General features: G+C 59.5%; 11 protein-coding genes. 7 read left to right on the top strand and 4 right to left on the bottom strand.

The genetic code is table 11. The features are described from left to right. Positions 1-339: 339 nt before the first annotated feature. Positions 340-1500 carry an FMN-dependent L-lactate dehydrogenase LldD gene (gene lldD / locus B7L71_RS10935; protein WP_081137932.1) on the bottom strand — a complete coding sequence of 387 codons (1161 nt, stop codon included), beginning with the start codon at positions 1498-1500 and terminating at the stop codon, positions 340-342. Positions 1501-1819: 319 nt separating this feature from the next. On the opposite strand from lldD, the gene B7L71_RS10930 reads away from it, so the two are divergent. The 3 genes from B7L71_RS10930 to B7L71_RS10920 are packed head-to-tail and all read left to right on the top strand — an operon-like array spanning position 1820 to position 5872. Next, positions 1820-2590: a GntR family transcriptional regulator gene (locus tag B7L71_RS10930; protein WP_081137930.1), complete on the top strand. Its 771-nt coding sequence runs from the start codon at positions 1820-1822 to the stop codon at positions 2588-2590. Then, positions 2587-4497, top strand: coding sequence for an ATP-binding protein (locus B7L71_RS10925; protein WP_081137928.1), 1911 nt, complete (start codon positions 2587-2589; stop codon positions 4495-4497). Before B7L71_RS10930 ends, B7L71_RS10925 begins: the two co-directional genes overlap by 4 nt. Next, positions 4490-5872 (top strand): sigma-54-dependent transcriptional regulator, encoded by a 1383-nt coding sequence (locus B7L71_RS10920; RefSeq protein WP_016915674.1) that lies wholly within the window; start codon positions 4490-4492, stop codon positions 5870-5872. Before B7L71_RS10925 ends, B7L71_RS10920 begins: the two co-directional genes overlap by 8 nt. On the opposite strand, the gene B7L71_RS10915 is transcribed toward B7L71_RS10920, so the two are convergent. From B7L71_RS10915 to B7L71_RS10905, 3 genes are all read right to left on the bottom strand, one after another. Then, entirely contained in the window at positions 5848-6519 is a 672-nt protein-coding gene (locus B7L71_RS10915; protein ID WP_081137927.1) for a metal-dependent hydrolase, read from the bottom strand. The genes B7L71_RS10920 and B7L71_RS10915 overlap by 25 nt on opposite strands. A 96-nt stretch (positions 6520-6615) precedes the next feature. Next, a complete protein-coding gene (locus B7L71_RS10910; RefSeq protein WP_081137925.1) occupies positions 6616-7161 on the bottom strand; it encodes a gamma carbonic anhydrase family protein in 546 nt (181 codons plus the stop codon). A gap of 31 nt (positions 7162-7192) precedes the next feature. Then, entirely contained in the window at positions 7193-8533 is a 1341-nt protein-coding gene (locus B7L71_RS10905) for a sodium-dependent transporter (RefSeq protein WP_081137923.1), read from the bottom strand. A 176-nt stretch (positions 8534-8709) separates the two neighbouring features. On the opposite strand from B7L71_RS10905, the gene prlC reads away from it, so the two are divergent. The 4 genes from prlC (at position 8710) to B7L71_RS10885 (ending at position 14643) form a co-directional block, all read left to right on the top strand. Next, entirely contained in the window at positions 8710-10758 is a 2049-nt protein-coding gene (gene prlC, locus B7L71_RS10900; protein WP_081137921.1) for an oligopeptidase A, read from the top strand. A gap of 54 nt (positions 10759-10812) precedes the next feature. Then, positions 10813-11061, top strand: a complete 249-nt coding sequence (locus B7L71_RS10895) for a YheV family putative zinc ribbon protein (protein ID WP_081137920.1) — start codon at positions 10813-10815, stop codon at positions 11059-11061. A 262-nt stretch (positions 11062-11323) separates the two neighbouring features. Beyond that, positions 11324-12316: a TAXI family TRAP transporter solute-binding subunit gene (locus tag B7L71_RS10890; RefSeq protein ID WP_081137918.1), complete on the top strand. Its 993-nt coding sequence runs from the start codon at positions 11324-11326 to the stop codon at positions 12314-12316. Positions 12317-12441: 125 nt separating this feature from the next. Then, positions 12442-14643, top strand: coding sequence for a TRAP transporter permease (locus tag B7L71_RS10885; RefSeq protein WP_081137917.1), 2202 nt, complete (start codon positions 12442-12444; stop codon positions 14641-14643). The last annotated feature ends 22 nt before the right edge of the window (positions 14644-14665 follow it).

The raw sequence follows: 14665 nt of genomic DNA, 5'->3' as shown, positions 1-14665 counted from the left end.
AGCGATACTACTGTAATCATTTCGCTGCGGCTGGCTCGATGACCTGAACCGTGTTGCCTCAGCGAGGAAGGCGTATTCTACGCATTCCGTGGTGCTTGTCAAGGGCTGTTTTCAGCGAGTGAAGCGAGCGATCAATCCAACCAGCAGATGACACTAACTTCCTGACAAACCGAAGGTTTTTCAACCTTCTTCACCGCTGGTAACGCTTGGCGTCCCCGGCAGCGGATGCGTACTTTACGGATTCGCTGCCGGGTTGGCAAGGGCTTTTGTAAAATAATTTCACGCCTTGCAGTCGCACACCTATATACCGTCTCTACTATCAGGCAGCACCGCCTGCTTTTACTCTTGCAACAGTACCTGCTGAGCATTAGACACCAGTGACTGGGAGCCGAGTTCAGCAATGGTGCGCGCCCCGGTCAACGTCATGGCAACGCGCATTTCTTTTTCAAACAACTCGAGAAGATGGGTCACGCCAGCCTCTCCCGCTGTCGCCAGCGCATAGATGAATGCTCGGCCAATCAGCACCGTATCCGCTCCCATGGCAATCATTCTGACGACATCCAGACCACTGCGCACGCCAGAGTCCGCCAGAATCGCTAGATCTCCTTTGACCGCATCTGCAATGGCGGGTAGCGCCCGAGCCGTGGACGGCACGCCGTCCAGCTGACGGCCGCCATGGTTGGATACCACGATACCATCTGCGCCAAATCGCACCGCATCCCGCGCATCTTCCGCATCAAGAATGCCCTTGATGATCATGGGCCCATCCCACTGCTCTCGAATCCACTCCAGATCTTTCCAGGAGATAGAAGGATCGAAGTTATCGCCCAGCCAGGCAATGTAATCCTCGAGCTCGGTTGGCTTGCCGCGATAGTCGGACACATTTCCCAGGTCATGGGGGCGGCCATTGACCCCAACGTCCCAGGCCCACAGGGGATGCAGTGCCGCTTGCAGAATACGCCGTGCTGGGCCGTGCTTGCCGCTCATGCCGGAGTGGGCATCACGATAACGCGCCCCAGGTACCGGCATATCCACGGTAAAAACGAGCGTCTTTACGCCCGCTTCCTTGGCACGATCCAGCACATGCTTCATGAACCCACGGTCTTTCAGCACGTAGAGCTGAAACCAGATGGGCCGGTCGACCGCTGCCGCCACTTCGGCAATCGGGCAAACCGATACGGTCGACAGGGTAAAGGGCACCCCTTTCTTACTGGCCGCGCGGGCTGCCTGCACCTCGCCCCGCCGAGCATACATACCTGCCAGCCCTACCGGCGCCAGCGCCAACGGCATCGCAAGCTTTTCACCAAACAGCTCGGTTTCCAGAGAAAGCGAGGACATGTCCTTCAGCACCCGCTGACGTAGCGCAACATCACGCAGGTCATCCACGTTGCGACGCAGGGTGTGCTCTGCGTACGACCCTCCATCCGCATAATGAAAGAGGAAAGGGGGAAGGCGACGCTTGGCAGCCCGGCGATAGTCCGTGGAGGCAGAAATGATCATGGAGCACCCTATGGAGAGATTGCACTGTTGTTGTCACGTCAGCAAAAAGCCATGCCTACATGCTCTTGCTTACCCACGACGCATGAGTATGCCAGCGCTCTAGCGTATTAATTGGTTTTACCAATTTACAAAAAAAACAGAAACAACATTAGATAGGCCGATCTTGTGTGTCAAACACAAAACGTGCAATTAGCCCATGGTGCCCACCATACTTTAGTTCAAAGCGCTGCTTTCTTATTGGAATGGCATGCTACGGACGCTTGAGCGGAACATTTAAATTGATTACCCTTGGTCTTACCAATTATTGGAGCTACTGTTCATGTCTTACCCGCCGCTCCGCCAACAGCGCCTTGCCGATGTGATTACCGAACGCCTTGAAGGCATGATTCTGGAAGGAAGCTTGAAACCCGGGCAGCGCTTGCCCCCTGAAAGAGAGCTGGCTGAGCGTTTTGGTGTTTCTCGCCCTTCCTTGCGAGAAGCCATTCAGAAATTGGCTGCCCGCGGATTACTGAGCAGTCGCCAAGGCGGCGGCACCTTTGTCAACGAGACGCTCAACAGCGGCTATACCGACCCCTTGCTGGAAATGCTTTCCCGCCACAAGGAATTTCACCTGGATCTGCTGGAGTTTCGCGATGCCATGGAGGGCATATCGGCCTACTATGCTGCACTGCGCTCGACACCCGCCGACAAAGCCGTGCTGATACAGCGCTTCGAGGAGCTGGACGGCGGTTTCGTCGGCGCCGACCCTGCACAGGAAGCCAAGCTGGACGCCGCGTTTCATTTGGCGATTGCCGAAGCAGCGCACAATGTCCTGCTCTTGCACACCATTCGCGGTATCTTCCATCTCCTGGAGCAGAGTATCGTGGATAATCTGGCGCACCTGTTTGCCAAGCCAGACTCCCGCTCACAGTTGATGAAGCAGCACCGAGCGCTGCTCGATGCCATCCTGGAGGGCCGCGCAGAAGACGCCCGAGCCCGCGCTCACGAACACCTGGTGTATGTGGAAGAGGGGCTACTCGAAATGGCCCGTGCGGAGACCCGCGCTCAGCGCGCATTACGCCGTGCCCAGGGCACGCGCACCTCCGCATGAGCCGCTCTCCCGGCCCACGTTGGCGGCTTGCCTGGCTGCTGATCCTGCCGGTGGGGCTTGCGCTGTGCATGTGGCAGGCCGCCCAGCTAGCCCGCGAGCAGGCGCTTGCCAATCTGCGCGACGACGCTGAAAACGAGCTGCGCCTATCAGCAGCCAACTTGACGGGCTACCTATCCCGTTATGATTACCTGCCCCAAATGCTCTCTACCCGAGAAGGCATCCAGCGTTACCTGGCCGCGCCTGAAGGTCAGGACCCCATGTCGCTGAACCTGCTATTGGACCGTTTTCGGTTTACAGCGGGCGTGTCGGACGTTTATCTGCTGGATCGCGACGCCTACACCATTGCGGCCAGCAACTGGCATCGCCCCAATACTTTCATTGGCCATAACTACGCCTTCCGCAGTTATTACACCGATGCCATTGCCGGTGGGCAGGGGCGTTTTTACGGTCTGGGTACGCAGTCGCTGGAGCGGGGATACTTCTTTTCTGCCCCCGTGTGGCTGGACGATACCTCACCCGACGCCACACCGGATGGCGTGCTGGTCATCAAGGTGCTGCTCGATGAGGTCGAAGAGAGCTGGGCACAGCAAGATGCGGAGCTGTTTGTCACGGACAGCGACTCGATCATTTTCATGGCCAGCCAACCCGAGCTGCGCATGAATGCGCTCTACCCCCTCAACGAAGCGCAGCGCGAAAGCCTTCGCGCAACGCGTCGCTATGCCATCGAGCCGCTCGACCCCTCCGGCATCGAGGTAGAAGCCTCCCATGGCCCCGGCAGCCACCTTGTCAGCTTTGCCCATGGGCCACTGCAGGGAGAACGCTACCTCAGCTTGACCCGGCCGCTACCCGAATTTGGCTGGCAAATGCATATTCTCAAACCGCTGAACTCGGTGGTCAGCGCCCAGTGGGTGGCCGCCTTGATGGCAGGAGGGCTCTATGGGGTCGTTGCACTGGGCGCTGGCATCGGCTGGCAACGGTTGCGGCTACGCCGGGAGCGGGAAGCCTTTGCCGAACGTGAACGACAGACTCTGGCGCGCGCGCGCGATGAGCTGGAAGCCAGCGTTGAGCGTCGAACACGCGACCTGTTGGCCACCAATCAACGCCTCTCCGATGAAATCGAAGAGCGTCGCCGGGCAGAAGCCAACCTACAGCAGACCCAAAACGAGCTGATCCAGGTCGCCAAGCTGGCCGTGTTGGGCCAACTGGCCGCAGGCATCAATCATGAGCTCAATCAGCCGCTGGCCGCTATTCGCGCCTATGCTGAAAACGCGCGCCGTTTCATCGAATTGACGCGCATCGAGCAAGCCGATGCCAATCTGGCGCAAATCGTCGAGCTGACCCAGCGCATGGCAGATATCAGTGCTCAGCTACGCCAGTTTTCTCGCAAAAGCAGCGAGCGCCACGAAACCATTTCTGTCCAGGCCTGCATCGAGTACGCCCTGCGCCTGTTTCACAGCCGACTGCGCGATAGCAGTATCCAGGTGACGCCTCAATGGCCCGCCGAAACCCTGTGGGTAGAGGGGGATCTGGTACGCCTGGAACAGGTCATCGTCAACCTGATTGGCAATGCCATCCAGGCGATGAAAGACGTCGCCCAGCCCACCCTCACGCTGCGGGCCGAGGCCACGTCTGACCAGGTACGAATTCATGTCATCGACAACGGCCCCGGTATCGCCAAGCACCATGTGTCGCGGATCTTCGAGCCCTTTTTCACTACCAAGGCGCCGGGCAGCGGCCTGGGGCTAGGACTTTCCATCTCATCGCGTATCATGGAGGATCTGGGCGGCAAGCTACAGGCCACCAACCGGGCCGTGGGAGGCGCGTGCTTCACGATTTCCCTGCCGCGCACCATCGTGTCGCCCCTAGGCGAGCAGCATAGAATAACGGAGAACAATAACCATGCATGAACCGTCGACACTGCCGGTCATGGTGATCGACGACGAGCCACATCTGCGTATCACCGCGAGCCAGACTCTGGAGCTGGCCGGCTACACCCCCTACTGCTTCGAATCCGCAGAGCAAGCCTTGGCGGCGCTGCCCGACGACTTCCCTGGCGTCATCGTCAGCGACATTCGCATGCCTGGCATGGATGGCATGGCCCTGTTGCATGAGCTTCACCATCGCGATGCCACCCTGCCGATCATTCTGATCACTGGCCATGGCGACATCTCGACGGCGGTAGAAGCAATGCGCGCCGGCGCCTGGGATTTTCTGGAAAAGCCTTTTGCAGGCGATCAGCTGCTGGACGTCGTGAGACGCGGCATCGAAAAGCGCCAGCTAAGCCTGGAAAACCTGCGCCTGAAAGCCGAGCTCGAAGTCCAGCACGCTGCGCTCGGGCCTCGCCTGGTAGGCCGCACGCCGGTCATTTCGCGCCTGGCAGCCATGATCCAGCGCATCAGCCAGGTAGAGGCCGATGTCTTGCTGTTTGGCGAAACCGGCACAGGGAAAGACCTGGTGGCCCGCGCGATCCATGAACGCAGCGCTCGTCGCAATAGCCCCTTCATGGCGATCAACTGCGGCGCCGTGCCGGAAAACACCATCGAATCAGAGCTGTTTGGGCACGAAAAAGGCGCTTTCACAGGGGCCGTGGAGCGGCGTATTGGCAAGTTCGAGCATGCCAACGGCGGCACGGTGTTTCTGGATGAGATCGAGTCCATGCCCATGGCGCTGCAGGTCAAACTGCTGCGCGTACTGCAGGAGCGCAGCGTCGAACGCCTGGGAGCCAATGAAGCCGTACCGCTCGATATTCGCGTGATTGCCGCCACCAAGGTAGATCTCAAAGTAGCGGCCGACGACGGGCTGTTTCGCGAAGACCTCTACTACCGTCTCAATGTGGTCACCCTGCCCCTGCCCGCCCTGCGCGAACGGCGGGAAGACATCCCGCTCCTTTTTCAGCACTTTGCCGTGGTCGCCGCCAATCGTAGCGGGCTGGAAGCGCCAACGCTGGACAGCCCGGCCATTGCCGCCCTGCTGGCCCACGACTGGCCAGGCAACGTGCGCGAGCTGCGCAACCTTGCCGAACGTTACGTTTTGCTGGGTGCCGCGTTCGACTATCGGCTGGACGCCTTGCTGGAAGGTGTCGCCGCAGACACCCATGAACCCACGCTACCGCGCCAGGTAGAGCTGTTCGAAAAGAGCCTGATCAGCCAGTCACTGGCGCGTCACCACGGCCGCGTAACGGAAGTATGTCGCCACCTGGGCATTCCGCGCAAGACGTTCTACGACAAGCTCAAAAAGCATGGCCTGAGCGCTGACGATTACCGCCACAGCAGTGACCCTTGACGCATCAGTTCCAGCAGCACTCCCCAGGGCGGCACCCAGGGCACCAGCACCAGCATGGCAATGAGCATCAAAAGATTAGAGAGAGGACGTCGGCTGTCGCCCAACTTGAGCGCCGTACCAAACGAGCGCTTCAGCCGCGCCCCCTCCAGATCGACACTGAACAGCTCATCCAGTCCCAGGTGGATGATAAACCCCACCAGTACCGCGGCACCGTGCGACCAGGCCAACCAGGCGGGCTGCGCTAGCAGATGGTAGCTGAGCGCCGCCGTCGCCAGGGCGCACAGCCCCGCCGCCATCAACGAGTGCCAGATCCCTCGGTGAACGGTCAATCTGGAGAAGAGAATCGCGGCTAGGTAGCGCACTGAGAAATAGATACCGCCGCAGGCCACCAGCAGCAGTCCAGGCGTCAACCAGGGCTGCAGCATCAACACCCCCAATACCAGGGTAGGCACCGACAACAGATTGAAAATCAGACGGATAGAGCGGGAACGGTCTGCGTCTATGTCGGGCAGGATGCCACCGAAGGCCACCAGCGCAATGATCAGCAAGGATTGCGACGCGGGCCACCACTGCGCTTGCCAGCCCATATAGGCCATGAGCGTACCGCCTGCGGCGGCCACGGTAATGTGCGTGCGAAAGTTGGCCATGTCGTGGCACTCTGAAAAACTGGATAAATTACCAGATTATCGAAGACTACAACACGGCCTGATATAAAAAAAGCTGCCGTTTACCAAAGGTTTAGGCTAACCACGTTGCTGTGCTAGAAACTCGTCCTTCAATTTGACGTAGTTGCCTGCCGTATAGGGGAAAAAGGCCCGCTCCTGCTCTTTCAAAGGTCGCAGTGGCTTGGCAGGGTTGCCCGCATATACATGGCCACTTTCCAGCCGTTTGCCAGGTGTCACCACCGCTCCCGCCGCAATGATCACCTCGTCTTCCACCACCGCGCCATCCATGACGATGGCGCCCATGCCCACCAGAATACGGTTGCCCAACGTACAGCCGTGAAGAATGGCCTTGTGACCGATGGTGACATCGTCACCGATCGTCAAAGGAAAGCCCTCCGGGTTGAAATCGCTGGCGTGGGTGATATGCAGCACGCTGCCATCCTGCACGCTGGTGCGCGCCCCAATGGTAATCCGGTGCATATCGCCACGGATCACGCTCATGGGCCATACCGAGCAGTCGTCGCCCAGAGTGACGTTGCCGATCACGACACTGGCCGGGTCGATATAGACACGCTCGCCCAACGTAGGGGAGTGGGCGTGAAACGCGCGTAAGGCATTGCTCATGAAGACTCTCCTGTCAGCCACATAAGAACTACTATAGCAATCCACCCAGCAGAACGATGAACGTCAACGGAATGGAAACCCAGCGCACCAGACGCTGCCACACTAGAAAGCCTCGCTCCCCTACGCCCAAGGTGCGCATCACCTGAGCCTGTGGCATCACCCAGGCCGCAAAGATGGCAATCAGCAATCCCCCCATGGGCAGGAAGATATCGGGGGGAATACTGCTGACCAGCTCGAACACATTGCGCCCAAACAGCGGTCTAAACTCCGCCAGGTGAGAAAAGGAGAAGGCCGACAGCAGCCCCAGCAGCCAGACACTGATCGCCACGACAGCCGTAGAAACGCTACGCCGCCAGCCAAGGCCCTGCAACGTGGCCACCATGGGCTCCGCCAGATTGATGGCTGACGTCCATGTTGCCAACAGCAGCAGCAAAAAGAACACGCTCAGCCACAGGGAGCCCCAGGGCAACTCGGAGAAGGCAATGGGCAGGGTCACGAACATCAGCCCCGGCCCGTCCGCCGGGTCCATCCCCTGGGCAAACACTACCGAAAAGATCGCGATACCCGCCAGCAGCGCCACGCTGATATCCAGCACGGCCACCGCACAAGCGGCTTTCGGCAGGCTCTGCTCATCCGGCATATAGGCCCCGTAGGCCATCAACGCACACGCCCCTACGGCCAGGGTGAAAAAAGCGTGTCCCATGGCATGCAGCACCACCGACGCGGTGACGTTTTCGAAAGACGGCATGAACAGCCAGTGCAGCGCCGCCCCAAAACCACTGGTGGTCATGGCATAAATGGCTAACAGCAGGAGCAGGCCATAGAGCACCGGCATCAAGAGATTATTGAGCCGCTCCAGGCCTTTCGCGACGCCAGCCGCTACCACCGTCATGGTCATGAACAGGAACAGTGAATGGTTGAAAATCAGCAAGCCTGGATTGGCCAGAAAGGCGTCAAAGCCAGCGCCGATCTCGGCGGCACTGGCCCCGTCAAAGCTGCCATTGATGGAGGCCACCAGAAACTCGATCGACCAGCCAGACACCACGGAATAAAACGACAGAATGCAAAACACCGTCAGCGCGCCGAACAGCCCCAGCCAGCGCCAGTGGGGCGAGGCACCCGCCTGTGTGGCCAGTACGCCCAGTGACTGCATGGGGCCTCGACGGCCAGCGCGGCCAATGAGTATTTCCGCCATCATCACGGGCAGGCCCAGCAACAGGACAAACGCCACGTAAATCAGCAAGAAGGCCGCCCCGCCGTTTTCCCCGGCCACATAGGGAAAACGCCAAATATTGCCAAGCCCTACCGCAGCACCGGTCACCGCGAGAATAAAGGCACGCTTCGACCCCCAACGCTCCAGCGTTTCACTCATCTTCTGCTCCTGCCTTGGTGGCACTCGATTCGACGTATCAAAAGGCGGCAAGACTAGCAGGCGCATGCCTCCAGGCCAATGCCGCCATTGAAACTGACCTTGGCTGCCCGCACTGTGTCATTATCCACGGACGCTTTACGCGCCCGCATGAACCAACCTGCCGCCATGAGGTGCCTATGTCCCGTAACCCGTTGCTAGAGAGCCATGAGCTCCCCCCTTTCGCCGACATTCGTGCCGAACACGTGGTGCCCGCGGTAGAACAACTGCTCAATGAGGGTCGCGACGCCATCGAGCGCCTTGCCCAACAAGCCGCTCATCAACCGCCTACCTGGGACAACTTTGCCGCGCCCATGGAAGCCGTGAACGACCGCCTGTCTCAGGCCTGGTCGCCGGTGTTGCACCTCAACAGCACCATGAACAGCCCGGAACTGCGTGACGCCTATCAAGCCTGTTTGGAGAAGCTGTCGGCCTTTGGCACCTGGGTAGGCCAACATGAAGGGCTCTTCAAGGGCTGGCAGGCGCTCAAGGAAGGCTCCGCTTGGCATGACCTGAGCACCGCCCAACGGCGCACCGTTGATAACGCGCTGCGCGACTTCCGCTTGGCGGGCGTGGACCTGCCAGCCGACAAGAAGGCGCGTTACGGCGACATTCAAGCGCGTCTCTCCACGCTGTCCAATCAGTTTTCCAACCATGTGCTGGATGCCACACAGGCATGGCACAAGGACATCACTGACCCTACGCTGCTGGCAGGCGTGCCGGAAAGTGCTCTGGAAACGCTGAAAGCACTGGCAGAGGCCAAAGGCGCAGAGGGTTACCGCATTACGCTCGACTTCCCCAGCTTCTTTCCGATCGTCAGCTATGCCGACAACCGTGAACTGCGCGAGGAAGTGTATACCGCCTTTGTGACGCGCGCCTCAAGCCAGGGCCCTAAAGCAGGCCAGTTTGATAACGCCCCCATTCTGGAAGAGACGCTGGCCCTGCGCCAGGAGCTGGCCCGCCTGCTCGGCTTCGATACTTACGCCGACTACTCGCTGGTTACCAAGATGGCCGACTCCCCCGCCCAGGTACTCGACTTTCTCGAAGACCTGGCCCAGCGTGCCAAGCCGCAAGCTCAGCAGGAGTTTGCCGAGCTCAGCGCCTACGCCCGTGATGAGCTCGGGCTCGACACGCTGCAGCCATGGGATGTCGCCTATGCCAGTGAAAAGCTGCGCGTGGCTCGCCATGACCTCTCTCAGGAGCAGCTGCGCCCCTACTTTCCCGCCCCCCACGTGGTCAACGGGTTGTTTCAGGTCATCGAGCGCCTCTACAACGTGCAGGTAGCGGAAGATACCAGCGTGGCCAGCTATCATGACGATGTGCGGTTTTTCAGAATTACCGAGCAAGGCAAGCCGATTGCGGGCTTCTACCTCGACCTTTACGCCCGGGAGGGAAAACGCGGAGGCGCCTGGATGGCGGACTGCCGAGTACGCCGCCAGACAGAACACGGCCTGCAACTGCCGGTCGCCTTCCTGACCTGTAATTTCACCGCCCCGGTGGGCGGCAAACCTGCCTTGCTGACCCACGACGAAGTCACGACGCTGTTCCACGAGTTCGGCCACGGCTTGCACCACATGCTGACCAAGCAGGACATCGCCGATGTTTCCGGCATCAACGGCGTGGCCTGGGACGCGGTCGAACTGCCCAGCCAATTCATGGAGAACTACTGCTGGGAAAAAGAGGGGCTAGCACTACTCTCCAGGCACGTCGATACCGGCGAGCCGCTCCCCGATGCACTGTTCGAGCGTCTCCAGGCGGCTAAAAACTTCCAGTCCGCCATGGGCATGTTGCGCCAGATAGAGTTTTCGCTCTTCGACATGCGCCTGCACCATGAATTGGAAGCACCCAGCGCTGCCGATGTCCAACGTTTGCTGGACGATGTACGCCGCCACACCTCAGTGGTTCCCGTGGTGCCCTTCAATCGCTTCCAGAACAGCTTTAGCCACATCTTTGCAGGGGGCTATGCGGCGGGATATTACAGCTACAAGTGGGCCGAAGTGCTCTCTGCCGACGCCTGGAGTGCCTTCGAAGAAGCGGGTATTTTTGACCCTGCCACCGGCCAGCGCTTCAAGGAAGAGATCCTTGAACAGGGCGGCGCCCGCGATGCTGCCGAGCTGTTCGTCGCGTTTCGTGGTCGCGAGCCCAGTGTGGCGCCGTTGCTGCGCCACAGCGGCATTCGTGCCGCCTGATCCACCCTTTATCTCTGCGCGGCAGCCCTGCTGCCGCGTATCGGGAGTCTTGTCATGTCGAGTATCAAACGCTTTATTGCCGGGGTTACATGCCCCCGCTGCGCCGCCATGGACCGTATTCGTGCCTGGGAACAGAATGGCATTCGCTACCGTGAGTGCGTCAGCTGTGATTTCTTCGAACAGCTGCCGATCGAGGATGACACATCACCGGAGCTGGTGACTCGAGTCAATCAGGTGCGCGATGAGCAAAAAGTACAGGATCTACAGCCAGTGCGTATCCTGGATCCCGGCAAGCCGAAGTAGCGACGCTTGGGAGTCGTCTTTCTCGCCAAAATGTGCGGAAAACCGCACGCTATTTCCATGAATCTGTGCGTAAAGCCATCCATAAAGCGTCGAGCGCCTTTCAACCAAAGTTGAATAAGATATCCATAAGCGATTGTATTCAAATAAAACAAAGCCATTGGCACGACAATCGCTCTACATTAAGCTGCTTATTAGAACAAGCACTGGCCACACTCTCGATATGCCAGACGATAATCCCAATAACAGCTTAGGAAATCTCGCCATGCGTAATATGATGCCCAAGTCTCTTGCCCTGCTGGCTGGCGGCGCGCTGGTCGCTGCGACCACCGCCCACGCGGAAGTTGATCGTGAGGGCTGGCCCTCCAGCTTTACCGTGGGCACTGCCAGCCAGGGCGGTACCTTCTATATCTACGGTTCTGGCTGGGCTAACCTGCTGGCCGACCAGTTGGGTGGCATTACCGGCGGTGGTGAAGTCACCGGTGGACCGACTCAGAACCTGGCACTGGTTCACGCGGGTGAGCTGGCCTTCGGCCTGACCACACTGGGCCCTGCAGATGACGCCATGAACGGTCGTAGCCCGCTGGCACCGGGTGTCGTCATGGATAACGCTTGTGCCCTGTTCCCCATGTACGAGACGCCGTTCTCCATCACGGCTCTGGCCAGCACCGGCATTACCTCCATTTCCGATATTCCGGACGGTTCGCGCATTGGTTTCGGCCCTGCAGGCTCCACCTCTGACGTTTACTTCCCTGCCATCCTCGAAGAGCTGGGCGTCAATTTCGAGCGCCGTAACGGCGGCTGGTCTGACCTTGGCGGCCAGTTGCAGGATGGACTGCTGGACGTCGTTGCCTTTGCAGCGGGCGTACCGATCCCGGCCGTCAGCCAGCTGGAAGTTCAAACTGACGTCAACATTATCGAGTTCACCGAAGAAGAGCAGGCCAAGATCGTCGACGCCTTCCCGGTCTCTGAATTCATGATCCCGGCCAGCACTTACGAAACGCTGGAAGAAGACGCCCGTGCCGTTTCCATGTGGAACTTCGCCATTGCCGGCTGCGACCTGCCTGAAAGCCTGGTGTATGAAGTAACGCGCATCACCATGGAAAACAACGACCGGATGGTGTCTATCCACCGCAGTGCCGAAGAGAGCATTCCCGAGAACGTCAAGTACAACACGGTCATGCCTTACCACCCCGGTGCTGCCCGCTGGTTCAACGAAAACGGCTATGAGATTGCCGACGACATGATTCGCCAGTAAGCGCTGGCGCACCAGGACAAGAGCCGACTCTTTACAGGGTCGGCTCTTGCCGCTCTGGCCATGAATAAGCACCTCCTGAATTACCCAAGCACCTTCGCTGACGATCCATCCCAAGGGTAACCTCCATGAGCAACAACACCGGCAGCCCCAACCCGGCTGCACCCGCTAGCGACTCTATTGAGCAACAGGACGCCAAGGCCATACTCGCCGAAGGTGTCGACGAAGAGGTCGTCGAGTCAAACCGTCGCCTGTTTACCGGCTGGCAGTGGATGCTTTTCGCCGGCGTTGCCATCGCCTACTCGCTGTTTCACCTGATCACGCTGAACGTCCTGCCCATGGAAACATGGACCTACCGGATCATTCACGTGGCAGGCGCCCTGATCCTTGGCTTTGGTCTGTTCACTGGAGCACGATTTGCCAGCGACGCCAGCGATGAGTCGCCCAAGTGGCTGACACTGCTGGGTGCCGCGCTGCTGCTGCCTGCAGGCTACGCGCTGGTACAGGCCTTTCTGATGTGGCAAGCCCTTTCCGGGGGCGCCATGCGTATCGACCCACAGGTGGAAACCTGGCACTTCGGCTACCCGATGCTGCTCGCCACGGTAGGGGCTATCTTGCTGTCCTGGTTCTATCGCCTGGAGCGCTCCAAATTCTCCATGCCTGACCTGGTGCTGATGATCGTCGCACTGGCCAGCGCGGGTTATCTGATCACGGTTTACAATACGCCACTGCGTATGTCCACGGGCACCTCTTTTGCCCCGGTTGGCATTACCTACGCCGCCATGGCCGGTTCGCTGCTGATTCTGGAGCTGACCCGCCGCGTAGCAGGTAATGCACTGGTCATCATTTCTGCCATTTTTCTGGCCTATGTGTTTGGCGGCCCTTACCTGCCTGGCTTCCTGAGCTACCCAGGTCTGTCGGTCAACCGCTTCTTCAGCCAGCTCTACACCGATATCGGGGTGCTCGGGCAAACGACGGCGGTCTCCTCCACTTACATCATTCTGTTCATTATTTTTGCAGCGTTCCTGCAAGCCTCGAAAGTGGGCGACTACTTCGTCAACTTCGCCTTTGCCGCTGCAGGGCGCTCGCGGGGCGGTCCGGCCAAGGTGTCGATTTTCGCTTCTGGCCTGATGGGCATGATCAACGGCACCTCAGCGGGCAACGTGGTCTCCACCGGCTCTCTGACCATCCCGCTGATGAAGAAGGTAGGTTATCCGGGCCGTAGCGCAGGAGCGATCGAAGCCGCTGCCTCGACCGGCGGCCAGATCATGCCGCCGATCATGGGCGCAGGTGCCTTCATCATGGCGGAAATCACCGGCATTCCCTATCGCGAGATTGCCGTTGCCGCGCTGATTCCGGCCGCGCTGTACTTCCTGTCAGTCTATTTCATGGTCGACCTGGAAGCCGCGAAGAAAGGCATGCGCGGCATGCGCAAGGATGAAATTCCGCAGTTCCGCAAACTGGCCCGTCACGCGTACCTGTTTGCGCCGATCATCATCCTGATCTACGCCCTGTTCATGGGGTACTCGGTCATCCGTGCGGGCACCCTGGCCACAGCTGCGGCTGCCGTGGTGAGCTGGATTTCACCCAACAAGATGGGCATTCGTGAAATCCTCAAGGCCCTGCAGCTGGCAGGCACCATGTCGATCCAGATCATCGCCGTGTGTGCCTGTGCAGGCCTGATCGTGGGCGTCATTTCCCTAACCGGCGTGGGCGCACGTTTCTCGTCGCTGCTGCTGGGCATGGCGGGCGTGAGCCAACTGTTGGCCCTGTTCTTCGCCATGTGTATCTCCATTCTTCTGGGGATGGGCATGCCCACCACGGCGGCCTATGCCGTGGCGGCTTCCGTCGTGGCGCCGGGCCTAATCAACATCGGCATTCAGCCGCTGATTGCGCACTTCTTCGTCTTCTACTTCGCCGTCATGTCGGCGATCACCCCGCCCGTGGCACTGGCCTCTTATGCCGCTGCCGGTATTTCTGGCGATAACGCCATGCAAACCTCCATTACCTCGTTCAAGGTAGGGTTGGCGGCCTTTATCGTACCGTTCATGTTCTTCTATAGCCCGGCCATGCTGATGGAAGGCACACCGATGCAGATCGTTCGCGTCGCGATTACGGCGTCGATCGGTATCTTCATGCTGTCGGCCACGGTACAAGCATGGTTCTTTGGCTCGATCCAGGCATGGCAGCGTTTGGTGCTGATGATCGGCGCGCTGTTCCTGATCTACGGCGGTATCTTCACCGACATTGCCGGACTGGGTATCGGCGCCGCCATGTTCCTGATGCAGCGCAAGCTGCACGGGCCGAAACCGGCCCCCACCGCAGCCTGACAGGCTATCAACGCAGGCCGAC

Origin of the sequence: Halomonas sp. BC2, assembly GCF_002078115.1 — a bacterium.
GTDB classification, from domain to species: domain Bacteria; phylum Pseudomonadota; class Gammaproteobacteria; order Pseudomonadales; family Halomonadaceae; genus Vreelandella; species Vreelandella stevensii.
The sequence above is the reverse complement of the archived record's forward strand: the minus strand, read 5'-3'. Positions and strand labels throughout refer to the sequence as shown.